The organism is Nocardia sp. NPDC059154 (assembly GCF_042755705.1).
GTDB lineage: Bacteria > Actinomycetota > Actinomycetes > Mycobacteriales > Mycobacteriaceae > Nocardia.
On the sequence record NZ_JBHZCS010000003.1, the window covers coordinates 248054 to 267662 of the forward strand.

The following is a 19609-nucleotide window of genomic DNA, read 5'->3' on the forward strand; positions in this document are numbered from 1 at the left end:
AGTTCGTCCATCCAGCCGTCATCCGCGTAGCACCAGCAGATATCCCCCGAGTCGTCCTGGCAGTCACACAAGTAATCGTCATCCACTACTCTTCGCCCTTCACGAGATAAGCCAATGCTTCGATATCGTCCGGGCGGAACCCGGACCATGATCCTTGCTCGCCGTTCACGTTCCACTCGACAACCGGGACACCTGTGTGTCCCTGTTCCACCAGCGTTTCAATCATCAGGTGGTTCTTACTAAGGTTGATCTCGGTATACGGGATACCGTGTTTCATGAGATAGATTTTTGTTGCCTTGCAGGGTTGGCAATTGTCTTTGGTGTAGACAACTATTTCATGGTATTCATCGCTCAACTACATTCCCCATATCTCTACATATTTGCCGTCTTTGACACCCCATACGGACCCTTTGTATGTACCCATAGACCAGAACTCAGCGCCTTCTTTTTCGCATACGGCGATTGCCTTCGAGGTGCGTTCGTCATGCTTAACGGTGTCGTCTCCCGGCCTGGGCTTAGGGAACCTGGTTCGCTTGAACCGTGTAGGGACTTTAGTCTTGTACTCAGCGAATCGGGTGTTCGGAGAGACTCCTAGTTCACGTGCTTTGTCTTCGCGTGCTGCAAGAACCCCGGCTTTGACTTCATCTATAGTCTCGGTTCCGTCCAGTGTGAACAACCCGAGCTCATGTGGCCCCTTCGCGGGGGTAAATTTCATCTGATCCTGTCCAATAGAGCGTCCCAGCCTTCAGCCAGGACAAGCGAGTTCACGTCATGCCCGGCCGGCATGGGGATCACCTTGGCGTTGGGGAGTTCACCAGCAACCTTGTTGGCGAACCTTCGCCCGGGTTCATCACCGTCCGCCAGGACATACACGGTCTCGTAGCCGAGTAGCGGTACCCGGAATTGCGGTAGCCATGACTCGACACCGGGAACCCCAACGGCAGGCTTGCCACACAACGTGGCCGTAATGGCGTCTAGTTCGCCTTCTGTGACACAAACTATGTCGGATGGCTCTAGGAGTGCTTTTGTGTTGTACAGCCGCGGTCTGTCACCCGCTACGGTCATGTACTTACCGTGGCCTTGGTGATCCTCGAAGACGGTTCCGTCTTCGCGGTATGTGATGCATCCCGGTCGGATGCACCTGAACCGGATACTGACAATCGAAAGCGAAGACGCTTTCGGATCTGGCTGCGGGCGGATGTACGGAATAGACATCCACCCGGAGAAGTACTCATGACCAGGGAGAGGTTCGGCCACGTACCCCAGACCGAACCGAAGCGTCTCGTGAGCTAGTCCCCGGCTGTCCAAATACTCTTCTGCCGGGCTTCCTTCTAGTGTTTCCGCGTATCGGCTTGCCGCTGTCCACAGATAATTCCGCTGCGAGGCGCTTAGCCTCTGCAAACCCCACTCCTTCCTCACGCATGATTATCGAATACACGTCACCCTTCACCCCACAAGCTCTGCAAATGAAGGCGTTGTGTTCGTAAGAGATGGAAGCCGAAGCATTCGACTCACCGTGAAATGGACACAACGTGCGTAGCCACTCACGTCCCGAATCCTTCGGCGGCTTCCATTCCGGGTAATAATGGCTGACTACTTCACGTATCCCCACGGGCTTTCTCCAGATAGTGAGCCGCCGCCCGTAGGCGCTCCGGGCTATCTTTGAAACTCCCGATTCCGAGATTGCATCCGATACAAAGCGCACCCCGGATCTTATCCGTTGTGTGGCAGTGATCTATGTGCAAGATGTCCGAATTGGCTTTGTTCTGCGCCATGCCGCATACATCACACGCGCCCTGATACCAGTACTTTTCGGCTTCATCTAGTGTCAGCCCGTACTTGCGAGCTTCTCGGGTGCGCTCCTGCTTTTTTATCTCGTCACGGTTATTAATCCTACGTAGATTAGTACGCGCTTTCGTACAGTCCTTGCACCACGGATGTCTTTTATCCGGGTCGCCCATACCATGCTTGTAGAACTCATCTATGGGCTTCCCGGTATGGCATTGGGTACACGTCTTTAGCACTACGCTGCCAATCGCGGAGGTTCCCATAGGTCAGTAGCCTTCGAGATGATTCGAGAGACCTGCATACTCACTGGCTCCGTAGGAGTGTGGTACTCATGCGTGTTCACACCCCGAAGCCGGAACTTCAGCTCTTTCAAGGTCATAGGCATACCCAGAGACTCAATCGAGGTGTAATCCTCGAATGGCGTAGGGCAGGAACAACCCTGGTCTTCGACGTAGTAGAACCGGCGAGACTCTTCGTGATACAGAACCAGACCGTAATAGAACTGGTAAGGCTCATCATCGAAGTCAATCAGCCCAACCTGGGTAAGACCCATGCTATCGGGCTCGTAGTAAGGATCAGACAACTAGTTCTCCGTATCGTTCACCAACCGCGTGAGCGGGTTCTCACGCGGATTGACCGGGCCTGTAGCCAAGTCGTAAATGTCATCATCGGTCACTGAATCACCGTGAACGGTCCTTCAGAGTCCCAAATGGATGGGTTATGGGTCGGGTTCCAATCGTCCCCATAAGGGCGACGCCAACCCCAGAGAGAACCTCGGAACTCCCAGATATCGCCTTGAGCGTCCTTGTACCGCTTGGTGGTGTCGGCAATCACCAGACTCGAAACCGGGCCGGCACTGTTCGACGGAGGAACGCACTCGGCTAGGACTTCCTCAACAACGCTTCGGATGAAGCGGCGGAACGCTTCCTGAGAGTCCCGCCACATCTCGTCTTGACTCACTTGATCACCTCAGTGAACGGCGGGAACTCGGTGTAGTACGAATACCCCTTGCAGCAACCAAGGTCACAATCATAAACCCACTCGCGCTCATCGAAACGGACCAGGGACTCAAACGAATCCGTAACCTGGACATCGGTAGGAACATCCGCGAGGGAGTCCCACTTACGAGGCGTGACCAGCGTCAGGGACTTAGCATCAATGTAATTATCATCTTCGCCGTTAAGTGGCTCAATCAGTACGTCTCCCTCCGAGTCGATCGGGTTAGTGACCTTCGCAATTTCACCCGACTCAAAGAGGTAGAGATCGCTCCCGTTCGCGGTCTTCAGCGGACCCGTGATCCTCACTAGATCCCCGACCTTGAACGCTCGGGGCTCCGTGCCCTCACGTGCAGCGTCGTAGAACGCTTTGAAGAATTCCTTACCCGCCGCGGGCAAGTCGTCAAACTCGGTCAGGAAATAGTCAATGCCGACCCGGGCGACCTCGTAGGTGGCTTTAACCGCCGTGAGGTCTCCGAGCTTTTCCAGCTTCTCAAGCATCGTGATGTGGTCAGTCAACTGATCGTTAACCCAGTCATCCTTAGAATCAAGGTAATCACGGGCGGATTTCAGAGTGTCAAGAATCTCGGTCACTATCGCTACCTTTCGAGATGGGTTAGGCAGGGCCGAAGGTCCACGAGTCGAGAACGACCAGCGGAAGCGGCTTAACCGGCATATGCAGGATCGGCGCGTGGAAGATGATGTGCAGGATGTCAGTCATGTTGCTCATTTGGTTTCTCCTTGCCCCAGCGAAGCCGGGGCCGTATCAACAGCTTTGCTGTTGGTCGAAGTTTGGGACTACGCGTTCACCGATGACAGCGAACGCGGGTGGATTGATTAGGTAGTCTCGACCGCGCTCAAACGCGGTCACGTCATCCCGGAAGTGCCCGAGCACATCCCGGTTACACTGCTGACAAAGAAGACCGCGTACGCGGCCGGTCTTATGGCAGTGATCAACCGAGAGCTTCTTTCGGTCTTTCGCTCGGAACCGACCGCAGATGTAGCAGCAACCTTCTTGGGCTTCGTAGAGCTCCCAGTATTCATCCGGTGTAAGACCGTAGGTTTCCCGGATATGTTTTTCCCACGAGTAATCCCGGCGAGACTTACGCCGGGATCTTCGATGGGTGGCGCAAAGCAACGGCTTCCCCGTTGCCTTACGACGAGTAGTTACGCCTTCTTTGACACAATCAATGCACTTGGTCAGACAACACGCCCCTTCCAGTCACCATCGGTAACCGAAGCGCCTGGCCAGTCGTTCGCCTTCACGATCCGCTTCCGGTACTCGCGGTACGGATCGGACACATAGTCATCGATCTCGAAGAGCGCGTAACCAAGCTCGTATGCGGCTGCGTCCGCCACCATTAGAAGCGTGTCCCGCTGTTCGTCGGTGAGGTCCACGCGGAACCTCTCCCTACCTTTGTACGGGTTCATTCGGACTTCGTAAGTAGTCATAGCGCTACCCCAATGTGTACTTAGTTGGAACCGAGAAGAACTCGGTGTTGTAAACCCTTCCGATCACAACTGACCAGTAGTCGTTGAGCACGCTCTCAAGCTCTTCGGTTTCGATGTACATACGTCAGTCGTCAATACCCCAAGAAATCGATTCGACATGATTTCTATTTACGAACACGTATTTCTTATCCTCAGACCAGTTGTCACGCGTAACGTCCATCGTGAAGTACTCATACCGAATGTTGTATTCCACGAGTGTCCCCTCATGGGTATTTCCGGAGACCATTGTCACGGTGAAATCATATTTGTTAATGTCAGCATCGGCCAAGATTTCTTCAAGGTCCATGTAACCTCCATGGTTAAATGTCAATTTATCGGGTGTGAGTTTCGCTACTTGAAGATCTTCGCCAGATACGCCGCTTCCAACCGCTCCATGAACTCCTCTTGCATTCTAGGCCGAATCCGGACCGGGCCATTGTCCCTATCTTTAACGCCATCGAACCGGGGACTGCAAAACAGTAAGTCTGTCCAGCTGGGGGAGATCCGATACTTCTGACCAGTACGCGTGAAGGCTCCGAGCGCCATCACTGCTGGGATAACCTTCGTGGCGTCTACATTGAGCAACGTCGCAATCGAGTCTCGAAGGTCGTAGACGAGCTGACCGTCTTTGCGGGCCTCTGAGCCTTCGGCACCAACCGCCCGCGGAGCCAGTTCCCGAACCTTGCCCTCCGCAATCTCGCGACGCTCGGACTCGTCGGCCAGCTCCCGAAGCGCATCCGCGTAGGTCTGAGGTGCCTGGCGCTGAACCTTTTCCGCAACTTGGGTCTGGATCGCGAAGTACTCCTGGGCAGCGGCTATTTCAGGCTTGTTCGGATCGCCGTTCATGGCCACCAGATAGGACGCGTAGCGAGAGAGCTCGTAGTCCTCGGCAGGCTTGGTTCCAGAGATTTTCTGGGATCGCAGGAAATTGCTGGTCAGATCCCTTTTCTGGTTCTCAGCGGCCTTCATCGCGCGATCCAGCGGCGTCTGGAGGTTCTCCCACCGGGTGTAACCCATCAACGGCATGAGCGCTCGGGCACTCCAGTACTCGGAGCCATCGGACCGGACATGTCGGATAGCATCAAACGGACTTAGTTCACCGTGGTGCGGGGTTTCAATAACATCACTCATCTAAATAAGTTCCTCCAATCCAAGTTCTTTTACTTTGCGCATCGCCTCTCGGCACTTTGCTTGATACTGACGTGACCACTCGTTCTGACACTTACGGCAAGTTCCGTTACCGCACCTGTCTCTAGTGGTCCTGATCGGGTGCCCGTTTTTACATGTATCTTTCATAGTTAAATGTCAACTTATCTGGTAGCGAAATCGCGGATCTGCATGGTTTCGCCCGTGAACTCAAGTTCGGCAAAGTCTTCCCCCGAAGGGTCGACCCGACCGCCTCTGTTCTTCACCGTGGACACACACAACGTGTCCGGGCCGTAGTCGTTCCGCTTCTTGTGCAGGGTTTGAACCATCTCCGGAACCCGGCCTATCTGGTTCTTGATGCCAGACAACGGAATCGGCTTGTCAGCATCGTTGTACGGGCCCTGAACATGGTGAAGGCAGAACACACACGCTTCGGTGTTGCGACCCATCGTGTGAAGGTAGTCCATCAACCCTTCAAGACCCGATGATGCGTCCGAAGTCTCCGAGTCGGTGTGAACATTGGTTATGTTGTCCACGATCACCGCACTCGGATAATCGCCATACACTTCCTCGTATGCCTGCATGTGCACTTCGATAGTGTCCAGATCCGGACTGGCTTCATACACCATGCGGAGCGGGATCTTATTCAGGGCATCCCATGTCTTCGAACTGACTTCGTCGCGGAGAAACTGAACCGCGGATTCCTCCAGGGTGATTCCGGAGATCTTCGATATCGCCCGAGTGACTTGGGTGAACGCATCCGAGTCGGCAGAGAAGTACAGCGTTGGGATACACGCTTCGAGAATGTAGTTCAGGATGAAGCCGGACTTCCCGGTGCCGGGGCCGGCGCAGATCAACACCAGTTGTCCACGCCGGTAGATCGCCCCTTTCTCTGCGAGCGCTTCCCACACGATCGGGAGCGGTTCGCCCGCTGAACCCCTGACCCGCCGGGATTGATTCAGCGTGTACACCTACCGGGCAACCTCCGTAATCGGTCCGTAGTCCGGGAGCCACAGTCCCGGAAGAGCTAGAACCCGGTACCACTCCTCGTTTCCGTTGTCCCACCAGTGCAAGAATCCTTCGCGGATGATCAGTCTGTTGCCCTCGCCATCAACCGCAAGAGTGTCTTCCGGAAGGTCTCGCCACGTGTCATAAACCTTCGCAGTCCTCATTTGCCCTCCACAAACATTCGCCAAAACCGTTCGAACACTCGTTCTTTGTAACTGAAGCGCATATCCGGCATGTACGCATCGGCTCCGATGCCGTGCCGATCCTTAAGCAAAAGGTGGATATAACACCGCCAGTAATGCTTGTCAGGTGTCACAGCGGCTACCGACCTCCGGTGTTGAGGTATTCCGCCCGCTCCAGCACCGCCCCGAACACGAAGTACGTGGGATGATCGGTGCCTTCGATCGCCATAGCCTTGGCGATGTCTTTACGCTCGGATTCGCTGAATCCGAGCTGATCCAGGATATTGTCCATCACTAGACCCGCTCGTACCGGAACGACTTGACTTCCTTCTTGACCACCTCGAAGAACGAGCCACCCGAGTACGACACCGTGCCGTACGAGTCGTACGTACCGTCCTTCTGGTACAGGTGCTCGGAGCCGTCCTCGTAGAACTGAACTCGGAACACGATCCCCGCGGGAGCGGTAGAACCCTCACCGAACTCGTCGTACCGGTCGCGGCTCCGCGAGTCATCCAAAGTGCTCAGCACACGGACACGGCCAAGGTCCGGAACCTCAATGTCCCGGTCCTTCTGCCACTCCCAGTTGTCCCAAGAGTTTGCAACCGCCAGAAGGTAGAACGCCTTGTACAGCTTCGCCTGATTGTCGTTCATCACTTACCAACCTTCTCGTAGATAGTCGCATTGATCTGTGTGGGACGGACCTCGAAGAACGCTCCGTCCCAGTTGGAGCCATCGAACGACGCGTAATACCCGTCCTTCTGGAAGTACCGAGCGCGGTATGGGCGCTCTCCGGTCTCCAGGACACGGAAGATGATGTACATCTCTTCACCGGAACCTTCGCCACCTCCGAAGGTATCGACAACCCACACCTTGCCCAGGTCTGGGACGTCTACAGCGTCGAAACCCGTCTCCCACTTCCAGTCGTACCACGAGAATTCGTGGCCATCCTGTTCGAACGCCTCAATCTTGGCTTCGATCTCTTTCGCGGTCAGAGTCAATTCGCTACCTCCAGGGGAATAAGCTTGTCCGCCTTGGACAAGTGATGTTGTACATACTTGATGTCCGGGTTACGGAACACCCGGTAGTTCTCCGCAATGAACTTCGCGGACTGGCCTTTGGTAAGGCTTGTGATTGTCCGGCGCAGAGCTCGTGCATACGCCAGCGAGGGACTGCACGTGTAGTCGGACGGAACCACCCAACGCTCAAGCGCTGTCACGTAGATCTCTTCGCGGAAGAGCTGTACTTGCCTCTCGAAAGGCATTGCCCAGATCTTCGGCATGTCCATCTTCACGGACTTGCCAGGAACAAGGACTTCTTCGTAGATCGGCCGGTCTCCGTACGCTACGGACTCATGCAACGAGTCATGCACGTACTTCCGCCTCACAGCATCCGAGAAGAACTCTTCGGACTCCTTTTCGAGATCCACCTTTTTCCGACCGTGTTTGATCTCCCAAACCCGGTACAGCAGATCGTGAAGCCAACCGATTTCCTTCGCCCCGTGGTCCTGCAAGACCACGAGATCCGACATGTGTTTGTTCCACGATCCGTTAGGAAGCTCCCAGTAACTGTGAGACAACTTGATCGTGTAGAGCTCATCCAGGGTCGCTACCCGGTCGGTGCCTGCCGGAAGCCACTCACTGAGTAGCGGGTCCCAGAGCGAATCTGCCTCCGGGACATCCGTGAAGAGATCCAGGTCTTTCGGCTCGCGGGTTGCGATGCCGTGAGCCTGCATCGCGGTAGATCCGATGACAAGCCGTCTCATTTCGGGGTCACCTTGTAGCGATCGAAGAACTCATCTGGAACGGTTAGTGTGTACTCGCTACCCGCCGGTATAAGTTGTGCTTCGAGGATCTTTCCGCTCTTCGTCACGATCTTCACGAGAACCGGTGGTGGAGGACTACTGAACAGACCCATTAGAAGGACACCTGCTCTTTCTGGTTCTCGTACCGCTTCTTATCGATGTAGTAGCTTCGCCGCGCGATAGCAGTCCGGTCCGACTTATCGAGGTAACCGACACCAGAGAAGGCCGCAGCCAAAAAGAACACCGCTGCGATAGCCGAGAACCCGCCATGAACCAAAGCCGCGCCGACAACACCCGCGGTGCCGATCGCGGCGCATACCACGGTGGCGATACCCGCGGTGTTCTGGTCTTCTTTGGCTTCCCGATACTCGGACTCCGAGATAGCCGCATCCATCTCCGCCAAGCGGAGAAGAACATCGTTACTGGTCACTGTCCCCCCTTGAAGTTCTCGTCCGAGTGAAGTGGCCGGCCCGCGTAGTGCGCGGACTGTTCCAGGTCGATACCGCACCGGAGCATTCCCACGAGCTCCGGAGGCTCAAGGTTGAGAAGTCCCTGGATCTTCTCCGCGCTCATACCACCGCGGAACATCCGGAGCACTCCGAGTGGCTCGTATGGTGCCCGCGGGTCTTCCAACACGGGGTCGTTCGGGTCCAGGTCGATAGTCGGGTCGGGGAGATCCCAGTACCGATCTCGGGGGTCTTCAGCGATCATTGTTCTTCTCCTAGAACTCTGAGTGAGGGATGTACTCGTAGGTCTGGTCTTCGAAGACCACCAGCGCCAGTAGTTCGCCCGTCACGGCACGACAAGCGCCCCACTGGACGAATACCCTTCGGGGCATTTCGTCACCTTACGTTAAATGTCAATTTATCGGTCAAGCAGAAAACGCGCATGACGCGCTGACCGAACAGAACATGCACTTCGATGTCTCGGGGTCCGGGTCGAACCGCTCTTGCTTGATGTTGTCTGCAAGCTCGTGGAACTTCTCGGTCACCCGTTCGCGGGTCCATTCCTTCAGGTCCCGGGCAATCGTCGGCTTGCCGGTACTGCCCATCCAGAAGTCACCCTCAGGGACTTCGACACCGTACGTAGTCTCCACGGCAACCTTGTACGTCCCGAGCTGCATATCGTCTTCGGGAGGTTTCTTGCCGGTTTTGTTGTCGCGGACGTACATCACGTCACGCTTGGTATCGTGGCCGACCTTGTCGATAAACCCTTTGACCAGCACTCCGTCTAGGTCTAGGTCGAATTCGAGTTCGACCCCCAGAGTCCCGTCCGGAGCCGTCCAGGCTACTTGCTCGGGGTGCTTGTCGTACCAGGTGACGTACTTCTCGCACTGTTCGAGACCGATACCAAAACGGCGCTCAATGTCTTGAGCGCCGCGATAAGGTCCCGACCGGAACCAGTATGAAAGATTCGGTGTTTCTTTGGTGTACTTCGAGACTTCCTCCGAGTACGAAGCCCGGAATACGTCTTTGACTTGCTCTAGGGAAAGCGTTCGGCCCGACCTCTCGTACGCTTCCCCCGCTGCATGTACCGCTGTTCCCTGCGGGAGCCAGGCCGCCGGCCGCTCCCAAACTTTATCTCGCCTTTGAAGCTTCCAAGCGTACGGGCATTTCCCGTACTGGTTGTACTGCGAGACGCTCAATCGTAGCGTTATGCTAGCCCTTCCTTCCTTCCGAATATCTCGTAGGTGGTCTTTATAGCTTTCCCGCCACCCATCAATGCATTATCCTCCGGGAATTCGCTCAGCTTCGTGTGGTTGTGTCTGTCAAGGTAATCCGCGATTGGCGCATACAGCGCAGGTCTGTTCATATTGAACCTGATAGACCTGGTGACTATTAGTAGAAGCTGCTCCGCTACCAGCCTCGTATGTGCTGTCAACAGCCCTGGCGAATTCACAACCAGGTGCTGATGAGCTATAGCGCCGATCAATTGGAAATCCCTTCACACAGTTATGGAATGTCTTCGAGCCGCGGAAGCACCCAGATGTGTTCACCTTCGGTGGTCATGTGGGTGTACCCGTTTTTCCGAATAAGAAAGTTCTCGTCCGACTCTTCGCGTGGACGGTACGCAAACCCGCCTTTGTTACTCACGCCTTCGATAGGCGGAATGTTAGGGTCGAATTCAAGCACCACGTTTTCTTTCCACATCATCCGGTACCACCACCGGAGTCGGTCAATTTTGTATTTCGACATTCCCTTGCCGTTGGTTACCCACCATTCTCCGTGATCACGCATACGCAAATACGGAGATGTAAAGTTCATTTCAGCGGGAACCTGCCAAGGGAAATGCTTGGCTACAAGTTGACGGGGAGTCTGCAATTCCGGGTACCGCTTGATAAACGCGGCTACCGCCTGTTTGCTAACTCCTTCGGTATGAGCAATTTCGTTTTGGGTTAGGCCATTCTTGAGATGCTCGTAAACGTTCTCGTACGTAAGGACCGGCTTGCGCCCCATTGATGGGACCCCCTTCTAGGTGTCGGTGGTTGCGTGATGAACAACGATCCCACCTCTAGACGTTAAACGTCAACCTAAGGGCACGGCCTTACTGAGTCCCAGTTCTTAAGCCTTTTCTCAGTAATCGGCTCCGGCGTATCCGGATTCCGACCATTCCCCCAGGTCAAATCATGATGTTCCGGTGCCTCGTAGCACCGCCGTATCCCCCTGCACACAAGGTGTTAACACCGAGCTCGTGGTCATGATCTCAACCTCCCTCAGCCTAGGCTCGAACGCTTGTTCGATAGCCTACACGTCCGAACAAACTACCAGACCCACTCGGCAACCTGCCAGCTCATCCGACCGCGTGTTTCGTTCATAGACCTTCCATACGGAACGGTCAATCTATAACCGACCGGTACCCCCCGGTCATTACAGGTTTCCGCACAGTAAGTCACTCATTTGGCATGGGATGTCAGCTTGCATAACAAATCAATCTCACGAGCTCGGCGCACCCGAAGCAAACGCTAGTTTTCGGTGTTCAGAACCGCTGTGAGATCCCCCAGCGCTTGACACATCTTGAGATACACCAGCTCGTAGTTCGCCCCCGGCTCAGCCATTTCGGTGAGCCCGGTCTTCAAACGCTCCAGTCCACCGCGGAACTTCTCCGGCACCCGAGCGGGTTCGATCCCCTGAAGCAACTGGAACCCTTGCCGGGAACGTTTTGCACCCGGCTTGGTCACGTCCAGGTCAATATCCTCCGGGAGCCCCGTATCGGGCTCTGATTCGCCCGTAGATCCAGTTTCACGCTTCGGCTTAGGTTCGGTATCCCCCGAACCCTCAGACGGCCCCTGTGGAGCCTTGGGCGGATTGAAGTACTCGTCCCACTCGACTTCGGGAAGAGCGATCAAATCCCCAGGCATGATGTAGGTCGCGAATCCGTCTTGTATCGCGAGGGCCCACGCCCGGCGGTACTTCCGAACCGAGTTCCGAGACTTCAAGCCAGCAAGACCCAGCTTCGAGAACTCATCGATCGAGAGCGCTACTGGTGACTCTTGACCAGTAGACCGACCACCGGGCCGGCCTTCGTACGTGAATGCGAACACGAGCGCTGCACGCTGCCACTCCGCGGCAGTGATCAGCCCACCCAAGCCCTTGAGGTCCAGGACAGCGGACTCTATGTCGTTGGGTATCTGCATTTCGTTGACTAGCTCGGGGATCATTTCGCTGGTTCCTCTCGGTTGTGTATCTAGCACCGGACAGAGCATCCGCCGGACTTTTGTCCGATACAACACGCACAACGTTAAAGGTCAATTTACGACTTAAATAGAAGCCCCCGGGACCTAACCGGGGGCTTCCGTCTAGCGGAGGTATATGCGCTGGTTCAACTCTGCGAGAACCGGCACCGGGTCGAACTCGTGGACGTTCAGCCACGCTACGACTTCATCACGCTTCGCGACTATCTTGTACCCGTTCATTACTGCATTATCGGTTGGCGCTATCACCACGTGTCCGAGCTGTTCGGTTATCGCTACCGAGTCGCCTTCGTAAGCGAGAAGTTCCAGGAGTTGAGAAAGTGTTATGTTTGCCATTAGAGCACCTTTCTATATTTGCGGATCATGCTACCTTGCGAAGCCTTCTGCGGTGGTGAAGCTTGATCGCGGCTTCCGCCATGAACACGGCTTCCGCCGCGTAATCATCGGTGCCGGAGGCAATAAGCTTCTGTTTGTGGGTCACCCGCCATTCCCACTTCTGAATGCCGGGGGTGTACGTGACTGAAGCGCCGTAATCGAGAATCGACAAGTACGCGTAGATCCCCGATTTGCCCTTCTGCCACTCAGCCTTGCTCGAAGTCACAAGCTTCATGGTTCGCCTTAAAGTTCGGTGTGTGTGGTATTGGTGGGCTTACCGGGACTTGAACCCGGATCTCGGGAAGCCTCTCTTCTTCCCAGCTCTGCCGTTGAGCTATAAGCCCTTCGTAGGGTTAGAAGCTACCCCGTCGTTTCATTTCATTGAGGATGGCGGTCGTCTGATTGATGTAGTCAAGGTATTGGGGATCTTCTGGAGTCATCTTTTCCAGTAACCCAAGCCGCGCCTTTCCTGCATCTATCAGACCCTGATACGTTGCGCCCTGTAGATGTCGCGCGAATCGAGCCTTATTCATATCCACTCCCTACGGTTGGCGAACTCTCGTGGGCCCACAGGGAATCGAACCCTGAACCCCCCGGTTAAAAGCCGGGTGCTCTGCCAGTTGAGCTATAGGCCCGTTGCGATCCGATAGCCTCTCTCGGACACGGCCCTAAGCTACAAGACTTGTACGAGTCACCCACGACTCATCTCATAGCCACCCGGGTTACCCGGGGTAACTTTCGCTAGGCCCGCTCGGAATCTTGCCGCTATACCCGGCGGCTTCGGGGAGCGCTCACGCTTCTCTAAGTCTGGGACATGTCCGAACTATGGAAGCTTCGCCCGCTCCAGTGCGGGAACAGACCTGGAGTCGCATTCGCGCTCTTGGCTTACTCTATGTAGTTCTCAAAGTTCACGTGCAGCCCGGTCCTGAGATCCGCTAGCGGCTCCCGGTGTCCGTCACACCGTGTCTTGCTTGCCGAGAGCTTCGGAGAAGCTTCCGGCGGGGCCGATCGGGTTTCCCTGATCGATGTTTCCAACCTTAGGCGAATCGGAGTTAAACGTCAATCTATCGTTTCTGGCGATTCGGTGGGTAGTTTGGCTTGCATAGCTCTCGATCCCTATAGCTTTGGGGATTCCCGCACCTCGCCGGAACCTCTAGTGTTCCGATCCGCTCTGAAGTTGTAGCGATAGCTTCGCATGATCTACGTTAATTGTCAACATACGTCTGTTTTGCCTGGTCACGACATGAAAGAACCCTCCGGGTGGTTCAGGCGCTTGTTTGTGGAGCAAGCCGCCTCCGGAGGGTTCCTCAGGTTGCAAAGTGGTCCGGCGTCTAGCCGGCGGTCTTCGGTCCAGGAATCACCTCCCCTGCATCGCCCCGAGCATCGGGCTTATCGAGTTCTCTGAGCGCGTCCAACCGCGCGCGGTACACGCGCTGGACTTCCTCTACCCTCAGACTCTCCGGAACCCCTTCAGCGGCCCTGAGAGCCTCCGCGTACGCCTCACGGGTGTACAGCCTCTCGTTAGGCATGCGGACGACCAATCCCCCGCAACCATGCCGAGTGCTCCTCCTGGGTGTACGACCTTGCATCGGCGCACCCCGGGACCCGCGGTGCGGGTATACACGAAGCCCTGTGCACGTTTCGGACATGCTCCCAGAGAGTCGTCTCGTACTCCGGAAGCATCTCGATAACCTCTGCGAGCGTCGGATACTTCTCGGGGTCGAAAGCGATGTGGCCAGTACCGCATAGCGGCATAGGCGTATCCGGCCAGCGATACGCGGGCTTCCCGGAGGTGTGATCCATCATGAACATGATCCGCGGAACACCTTCCTGGACAATCCAGGTGGCCCGCATGGTCCCGAGATCCACTCGGTGTATTTCGCCAGCGTCGGTTTTACTTACCAGCATTGTTGTCCACCCCTGCCAGTTCGATTGGCCATTCTGTGACGGAGCCCGGGGATTTGATCAGTTGCAGCAGTACCCGTGACGAGTCGTGCTCGGACCGGGCGATAACACCCCAACCGCGGCCCAGCTTGCCCTCTCCGGTCAACCCGGACCAGGACCCGAGTGCAATGTCGTGGTCTGCCGTGAGCGCTAGCAGCATCGCCCCGGTAGCCGGCCCGCCGGGCTCAGTGGCCCGGTAGTCCCCTTTGAGCAAGTGCCACGACAACCGGAAGTCTCCGAACCAGTCGTAATCACCTTCGGCCTGAAACCGGACTCGTTCCCCGTGATGCTTCGCCATAAGCGAATGCGTGTTGATGACTTGATCGGATTCGCGCCAAGTCTGCCATGCCGCGTACCAGACACCCGACAAATCCAGACCGAGCGGTATCAAACCCGCAAGTTCGTCCAGCGAGATGTCCAGTGCGCGTGAGAGTTCCACCGCGTTGTTCAGGTTCGGGGGTGCGATATCACGCTCCCACCGCGAAACCTGCTGTGCCTCAACACCAACCAGGTCTGCTAGATCCGCTTGGGACCAACCCCTAGCGTCCCTTGCGTCTCGAATGATCTTCCCGTACCGCCGTACCACGGTTCCCCCTAGGGGCCAGTGAGTGATCCCACGAGACTAGCTCTACAAGGCTAGGGGCACACTAGCTTTCGATCAGTCTCATGGGACGAGCCGTACCCCGGAAACAAGAACAGGCACCCTCGTAAGGGTGCCTGTTCTGGTCTCTGAGCGAGTTTTACCGGCTTCGGGGGTCTTGGTATGCTGTGGCGTCCCTCAGGGACGGAAAACCCCCCGGTTAGGTCCCGGGGGGTTTTCTTTTACCTGGATGGGAAGCGACTAACTACCCGAACCGCTTAGCAGCAGCCACAGAGGCTTCTACGGCCCTCCAGAGCTGAGGGCCCGAACCTTCGATGATCGGCTTACCGTCGTCCCCGTATACGGCCCAGATGGACTCGGAACCGAAACAGGTGATCGAGACGAACCGATCACCGACGAAGCGACCATAACCGAGCGAAGGATCATCTGAGTCGGAATCGATGAAGAACCAAGCTCCGAGCTCGGACCAACGCATAGCACGTGCCATCTCTGGTACTCGCTTTCGCTGTGTACTTGTCAATGTGTGATCTTGCGTCTATGACGCTACCAAGTACAACGTTAAAGGTCAACATTCGGAGCAAAGAAAAACCCCGGAGTTAGGTCCTCCGGGGTTCCTGGATGGACTAGCCGCTAGTCCTCCGCGTAGCGGTCCACAGCCGCGTACGCGGCTTCGAGGGTCGGGAAGTCCATCATGATGACGCTGTTCATCATGACGCGGTAGCGGTACTGCGAGTACGCAGGCTTGCTCTCGTTCAGCGAGATGCTGAAACGGTGGTCGTTGCGGACGAAGCGGTCAACGGTGGTGAACATTCTGTGTCTCCTTGGTCGGTGTCTCTCACTTACAAGTACCAAGTTAGTACGAACAACGTTAAAAGTCAATTTATCCACCGTACCCGCTGTTCGGAGCGGGTTTCTGGCTCTCGGTGACGGTTCAATCCTCAAAGATATTTCTATGACTTACGACACAATCCTGTCTTTGTGGACAGAATCAGGGGGGTCGTGACACGTATATACATATGAGGGAGGAACGACCGAAGGGAGTTCCGACCGAATCTGATGATCCGGTCTTCAGACCGGCTGATGATGAAGGGCCGATCACGGCCCATGAATGATGATCATGACCGGGAAGAACAAACTTCCCGGGGATGATGAATGAACATGATCCTTACGGATCAACCTCCGAGGGTTGATCCTTCCGTAGACCGAAGTCAGATTACGAAGGTCTACGCTGGAGTGCTTCGACCTTCTTAGAGCGGGCCCTGAAGCCCGCTCATTAGATCATGGGCCGCCTGAAGCGGCCCTTATATAGGTAAGGATTCAAAGATGTCTTCGAGCATCGATATCAACGACGTCGTGACCGTGGTGAAGGCTCTGTGGAGCCTAGGAACGGTGATCGTTCCTCTGATCATCCACGCCATTGCATAAGCAAGCCTGAGGGCTTGCCCCGGTCGCTAACCGTCTCAGGTTAGCTACTAAGCAAGGCAGGCTAACGGGCCTGCCTGGCTCCGGAGGGTTGAGCAAGTCATAGCCGAATCTCAGCCCGTGTCGCTACCCACGGGCGTTCGGTCTACTGGTCATAAGTAACCGGTAGCCGGCTCCCCTCCGGAGCCGTCGTGAGTCCATCCAAGATGGCTCATCGTGAAGGCACCAATACCTTGGTGCCGAGTGGACAACGAGAGACTCTCCCTGATCGGTCGGTCTCCGGCCCGGTGTTGTAGCTACGGCAGGCACCGGGACACTTCCCACGGTCAATGATCTTGGGATCATTTCCCTTGTCGTCTAATGGCAGGACACCGGGTTTTGGCCCCGGCAACGAAGGTTCGAACCCTTCCAGGGGAGCAACCGGGCTTAGCGTCTCCCGGCAACTCTGACGTGAGGTTGGCAACCTGAGCGTGTGTACAGTGCTCGAATAGCTTTGCCGTGCAGATTTCCTAGGTTGTGTCTGTACGTGCTGTCAACCGCCGGGCTCGAAACCCGGCGGCTTTGGGGATGTAGTGAGAATGGTTCAACACGTCTGGCTTCCACCCAGAAGATCCGAGTTCGAATCTCGGTATCCTCACTCACTGGATATAGCTCAGTCAGGACAGAGCCCCGGTTTTGGGAACCGGGAGTCGGTGGTTCGAATCCATCTATCCAGACAAAGAAAAACCCCCGGTTAGGTCCCGGGGGTTGTTTCTAGTTGTTGAACTGAGCCAAGTGTGCAGCGTACTCGGCATCCGCACCCGAGCACTTACCGCAAGCAACCTGGTGGGTCAACATGCTGTAGTTCCCGATGAAAGATTCAATCCCGGTGCCGTTGCACTGACGGCAGTTCGGGTCAACCGTGTAGTTCATCCGACTCTCACTCTCTGTAGTTGTTGTTACGAGAGTAACCTTAGTACAAGATACGTTAAATGTCTACTTATCGTGGTGGCATAAGCCAAACAGGTTGAGGCACTGGGTTGTGATCCCAGCTAAGCGGGTTCGAGCCCCGCATGTCACACGGAGGTTGAACCGCAATGGATGCGGGACCGCCTTGAAAGCGGCACGGGCGCGTGAGCGCCAGGGGTTCGATTCCTCCGCCCTCCGCAACGTCCCGGGGTCCAAACCTGGGAAGCGTGTGTATGCACGCGTAGACGAAATAACAGGGCACTACGAGATCAAAAGCCTTGTCATATGGACGTAGTTTAACTGGAAAAAATGGCAGCCTCCAAAGCTGCTCGATGGGAGTTCGAACCTCCCCGTCCGTGCGAGTGCCGTTACCCTGAGGCCGAGTATCGGGGTGTTTCGCTCTGTATCCCAATTGGTAGAGGAGCACGGCTTAGACCCGTGACAGTGTGAGTTCGAATCTCACCAGAGCGACCACAGCCGAGTATTTCTAGAATACTCGGTGGCCTGGCAGCTACCCACGGCCATAGAGATAAACAAATCAGGTAGCTCTAACGGGTTATAGAGACATCAACGGTAGATGCTCGGGCGGTGCAAGTCCGTCCCGGTTGCCCAGGTTCGAATCCAGGTAACCCGACCAGGCTAGACGCTACCCGCGTCTAGCCACAACTACGTACCCCGGGTCTATAGGGATACCCCCAGGTATCCCCCACATAGCCGGGGCTTATATCCGTGCCGAGATCCGTATGGACTCGGCTTACCGCGGCCTTCGGTCGCTATGAATCGAAGGCAGCGTCAATGAGCAACGAGCGTCGTATCCGAGTATGGGATTGCAACTGGGTTCTGATCTGGGACTCGGATACAGCGACTATCCCACTGAATGACTTCTTGCTACTGCGTGGACTACACCAGTACATGACCACTATCGATACCGAGCTAGGTAGATGCGCTGGTATCGCATACCCAACTGTGTACGGTGGCTTCGACTGGAGGCCACTCGACATAAGCCCTGTGCTCAAGCCGATAGCTCAAGACATCAGCCGATGGCTTGCAATACCGGACTTCACTGAAGAACTGTGCCGAGTGTTCGAGCCGTTGTACTTGGATACAGCAATCGCTTACATGGACTGGATCTCCAGGGCTAAGCCTAGGCAAGACGATGCCTAAGCGCTCGAGGCGGAAGGTATCCAATGGCCTGGACCACAGGGCCTACCGCAAGGCCCGTGACCGGCTACGCCGGCAATCCCAGGTATGCCACCTGTGCGGGACGGGTATCGACGTATCTCTCCCACCTACCGACGCCATGTCATGGACAGCGGATCACATCGTACCGAGATCCAAGGGTGGACATCTCCTAGGTGAGATGAAGGCAGCACATCGTAGATGCAACTCGAAGCGCGGTAACAAGACCGGCGCTCAAGTTCATCAACTCCGGACCTCAAGAGTCTGGATACGGGGTGTGCATGATTCGGCCGCGGCAGCGGCTTGACCTGCTGACCCTGGGGGTATGACCCTCCCCCACCCCGAAGGCCCACTCTACACAGGTATACGGGCCATACAGGCACTCAATAGGGGGAGGGGGATGCCGAGGTATGGGTAAAGGGTTAAAAGTGGCTCAGAATCGCGATGAGAGCCTAATACGAGGCTTCTGTGTTGTTGAGGTCTCCGATGAGCTTATAGACGCGGTCATCGAACGTTGGAAAGACGTTCTAGACCTTCTGGAGAACCGTTAATGCCTCGAATGCTCGGGAGTTCAGACAAGACGCCGTACTTCTGCATGTACGGCGCTCGGTGCAGCTGCGAACGTCACCACCGAGTGAAGCCCGACAAGCTACCCCGGAGCCGGCGGCTTCTACGCGCCCGGGAGAACCAGACACTTAGAAAAGAGCTTCGATTTGCCATCCAATCCGGATATTGACAACCGGTTCGACTTCCACGCCGCTACCACCGAAGAGAAGCGGATGGAACACACGAGTGTTCGTACCGCTTGTAAGACGCTAGCCGTGAAGCTGGACCAAGACCTTCCGGCAGGACGTGAGAAGTCCCTAGCTATTACGAAGCTTGAGGAAGCGATGTTCTGGGCTAATGCCGCTATCGCTCGAAACAACGAGCGCCAGCAACCGGCTACCTGGACGATCCACGTGGACGACCCCGAGAAGGCCCGACGCAAGTTCGAGAACATTCGGAAAGTCAACCTGGTGACGACTTACCACCGTTAAT

At 55.8% G+C, this 19609-nt stretch carries 25 protein-coding genes and 9 tRNA genes; 9 read left to right on the forward strand and 25 right to left on the reverse strand.

From position 1 onward, the window contains the following. Positions 1-85: 85 nt before the first annotated feature. The 25 genes from ACFXN1_RS04775 to ACFXN1_RS04895 all read right to left on the reverse strand — a co-directional run bounded on the left by ACFXN1_RS04775 (position 86) and on the right by ACFXN1_RS04895 (position 15832). Positions 86-355, reverse strand: coding sequence for a glutaredoxin domain-containing protein (locus ACFXN1_RS04775; RefSeq protein ID WP_379440635.1), 270 nt, complete (start codon positions 353-355; stop codon positions 86-88). Between the two features lie 356 nt (positions 356-711). Continuing rightward, the gene (locus ACFXN1_RS04780; protein ID WP_379440689.1) at positions 712-1215 is read right to left on the reverse strand and encodes a toprim domain-containing protein; all 504 of its coding nucleotides are present in this window, start codon (positions 1213-1215) and stop codon (positions 712-714) included. A gap of 16 nt (positions 1216-1231) precedes the next feature. After that, on the reverse strand, positions 1232-1705 hold the full coding sequence (locus ACFXN1_RS04785; protein WP_379440637.1) for a CHC2 zinc finger domain-containing protein: 474 nt from the start codon (positions 1703-1705) through the stop codon (positions 1232-1234). Then, a complete protein-coding gene (locus tag ACFXN1_RS04790) occupies positions 1599-2051 on the reverse strand; it encodes an endonuclease domain-containing protein (protein WP_379440639.1) in 453 nt (150 codons plus the stop codon). Before ACFXN1_RS04790 ends, ACFXN1_RS04785 begins: the two co-directional genes overlap by 107 nt. A gap of 693 nt (positions 2052-2744) precedes the next feature. Further along, positions 2745-3377: a hypothetical protein gene (locus tag ACFXN1_RS04795; protein WP_379440641.1), complete on the reverse strand. Its 633-nt coding sequence runs from the start codon at positions 3375-3377 to the stop codon at positions 2745-2747. 172 nt (positions 3378-3549) lie between these two features. Continuing rightward, the gene (locus tag ACFXN1_RS04800) at positions 3550-3921 is read right to left on the reverse strand and encodes an endonuclease VII domain-containing protein (protein WP_379440643.1); all 372 of its coding nucleotides are present in this window, start codon (positions 3919-3921) and stop codon (positions 3550-3552) included. Positions 3922-3983: 62 nt separating this feature from the next. Then, positions 3984-4181: a hypothetical protein gene (locus ACFXN1_RS04805; RefSeq protein WP_379440645.1), complete on the reverse strand. Its 198-nt coding sequence runs from the start codon at positions 4179-4181 to the stop codon at positions 3984-3986. Positions 4182-4359: 178 nt separating this feature from the next. Continuing rightward, positions 4360-4581 carry a hypothetical protein gene (locus ACFXN1_RS04810; protein WP_379440647.1) on the reverse strand — a complete coding sequence of 74 codons (222 nt, stop codon included), beginning with the start codon at positions 4579-4581 and terminating at the stop codon, positions 4360-4362. Positions 4582-4625: 44 nt separating this feature from the next. Beyond that, positions 4626-5405 (reverse strand): BRO family protein, encoded by a 780-nt coding sequence (locus ACFXN1_RS04815; RefSeq protein ID WP_379440648.1) that lies wholly within the window; start codon positions 5403-5405, stop codon positions 4626-4628. 179 nt (positions 5406-5584) lie between these two features. Next, entirely contained in the window at positions 5585-6391 is an 807-nt protein-coding gene (locus tag ACFXN1_RS04820; RefSeq protein ID WP_379440649.1) for a DnaB-like helicase C-terminal domain-containing protein, read from the reverse strand. A gap of 358 nt (positions 6392-6749) precedes the next feature. Further along, a complete protein-coding gene (locus ACFXN1_RS04825) occupies positions 6750-6905 on the reverse strand; it encodes a hypothetical protein (RefSeq protein ID WP_379463490.1) in 156 nt (51 codons plus the stop codon). After that, positions 6905-7261, reverse strand: coding sequence for a hypothetical protein (locus ACFXN1_RS04830; protein WP_379440652.1), 357 nt, complete (start codon positions 7259-7261; stop codon positions 6905-6907). Before ACFXN1_RS04830 ends, ACFXN1_RS04825 begins: the two co-directional genes overlap by 1 nt. Then, complete coding sequence (locus ACFXN1_RS04835; protein ID WP_379440654.1) at positions 7261-7608, reverse strand: hypothetical protein; 348 nt, start codon at positions 7606-7608, stop codon at positions 7261-7263. Before ACFXN1_RS04835 ends, ACFXN1_RS04830 begins: the two co-directional genes overlap by 1 nt. Continuing rightward, complete coding sequence (locus tag ACFXN1_RS04840; RefSeq protein ID WP_379440655.1) at positions 7605-8372, reverse strand: hypothetical protein; 768 nt, start codon at positions 8370-8372, stop codon at positions 7605-7607. The genes ACFXN1_RS04835 and ACFXN1_RS04840 overlap by 4 nt, the downstream gene beginning before the upstream one ends. 151 nt (positions 8373-8523) lie before the next feature. Next, complete coding sequence (locus tag ACFXN1_RS04845; RefSeq protein WP_379440657.1) at positions 8524-8841, reverse strand: hypothetical protein; 318 nt, start codon at positions 8839-8841, stop codon at positions 8524-8526. Beyond that, positions 8838-9122, reverse strand: a complete 285-nt coding sequence (locus tag ACFXN1_RS04850) for a hypothetical protein (RefSeq protein ID WP_379440658.1) — start codon at positions 9120-9122, stop codon at positions 8838-8840. Before ACFXN1_RS04850 ends, ACFXN1_RS04845 begins: the two co-directional genes overlap by 4 nt. A 160-nt stretch (positions 9123-9282) precedes the next feature. Further along, complete coding sequence (locus ACFXN1_RS04855; protein WP_379440660.1) at positions 9283-10056, reverse strand: RecB family exonuclease; 774 nt, start codon at positions 10054-10056, stop codon at positions 9283-9285. 307 nt (positions 10057-10363) lie between these two features. Beyond that, positions 10364-10867, reverse strand: coding sequence for an XRE family transcriptional regulator (locus tag ACFXN1_RS04860; RefSeq protein WP_379440661.1), 504 nt, complete (start codon positions 10865-10867; stop codon positions 10364-10366). A 506-nt stretch (positions 10868-11373) separates the two neighbouring features. Then, positions 11374-12069 carry a hypothetical protein gene (locus ACFXN1_RS04865; protein ID WP_379440663.1) on the reverse strand — a complete coding sequence of 232 codons (696 nt, stop codon included), beginning with the start codon at positions 12067-12069 and terminating at the stop codon, positions 11374-11376. A gap of 138 nt (positions 12070-12207) precedes the next feature. After that, a complete protein-coding gene (locus ACFXN1_RS04870; RefSeq protein ID WP_379440664.1) occupies positions 12208-12438 on the reverse strand; it encodes a hypothetical protein in 231 nt (76 codons plus the stop codon). A 25-nt stretch (positions 12439-12463) separates the two neighbouring features. Further along, positions 12464-12703 (reverse strand): hypothetical protein, encoded by a 240-nt coding sequence (locus tag ACFXN1_RS04875; protein WP_379440666.1) that lies wholly within the window; start codon positions 12701-12703, stop codon positions 12464-12466. A gap of 40 nt (positions 12704-12743) precedes the next feature. Further along, positions 12744-12821 (reverse strand) — tRNA-Leu (locus ACFXN1_RS04880). Between the two features lie 218 nt (positions 12822-13039). Further along, positions 13040-13112 (reverse strand) — tRNA-Lys (locus ACFXN1_RS04885). A 1259-nt stretch (positions 13113-14371) separates the two neighbouring features. Further along, positions 14372-15007, reverse strand: coding sequence for a multiprotein-bridging factor 1 family protein (locus ACFXN1_RS04890; RefSeq protein WP_379440667.1), 636 nt, complete (start codon positions 15005-15007; stop codon positions 14372-14374). Positions 15008-15652: 645 nt separating this feature from the next. Continuing rightward, a complete protein-coding gene (locus ACFXN1_RS04895) occupies positions 15653-15832 on the reverse strand; it encodes a hypothetical protein (protein ID WP_379440669.1) in 180 nt (59 codons plus the stop codon). A gap of 958 nt (positions 15833-16790) precedes the next feature. On the opposite strand from ACFXN1_RS04895, the gene ACFXN1_RS04900 reads away from it, so the two are divergent. From ACFXN1_RS04900 to ACFXN1_RS04940, 9 genes are all read left to right on the forward strand, one after another. Continuing rightward, positions 16791-16861, forward strand: a tRNA-Gln gene (locus ACFXN1_RS04900). Between the two features lie 146 nt (positions 16862-17007). Continuing rightward, positions 17008-17081: transfer RNA gene (locus ACFXN1_RS04905), tRNA-Gly, on the forward strand. Positions 17082-17085: 4 nt separating this feature from the next. After that, a tRNA-Pro gene (locus ACFXN1_RS04910) sits at positions 17086-17160 on the forward strand. 271 nt (positions 17161-17431) lie between these two features. Beyond that, positions 17432-17504 (forward strand) — tRNA-His (locus ACFXN1_RS04915). A 173-nt stretch (positions 17505-17677) separates the two neighbouring features. After that, a tRNA-Trp gene (locus ACFXN1_RS04920) sits at positions 17678-17751 on the forward strand. Positions 17752-17789: 38 nt separating this feature from the next. Beyond that, positions 17790-17866, forward strand: a tRNA-Leu gene (locus ACFXN1_RS04925). A 78-nt stretch (positions 17867-17944) separates the two neighbouring features. Continuing rightward, positions 17945-18029: transfer RNA gene (locus ACFXN1_RS04930), tRNA-OTHER, on the forward strand. A gap of 519 nt (positions 18030-18548) precedes the next feature. Beyond that, a complete protein-coding gene (locus ACFXN1_RS04935) occupies positions 18549-18878 on the forward strand; it encodes an HNH endonuclease (protein ID WP_379440670.1) in 330 nt (109 codons plus the stop codon). Between the two features lie 406 nt (positions 18879-19284). Then, complete coding sequence (locus tag ACFXN1_RS04940; protein WP_379440672.1) at positions 19285-19608, forward strand: hypothetical protein; 324 nt, start codon at positions 19285-19287, stop codon at positions 19606-19608. Position 19609 lies beyond the last annotated feature (1 nt).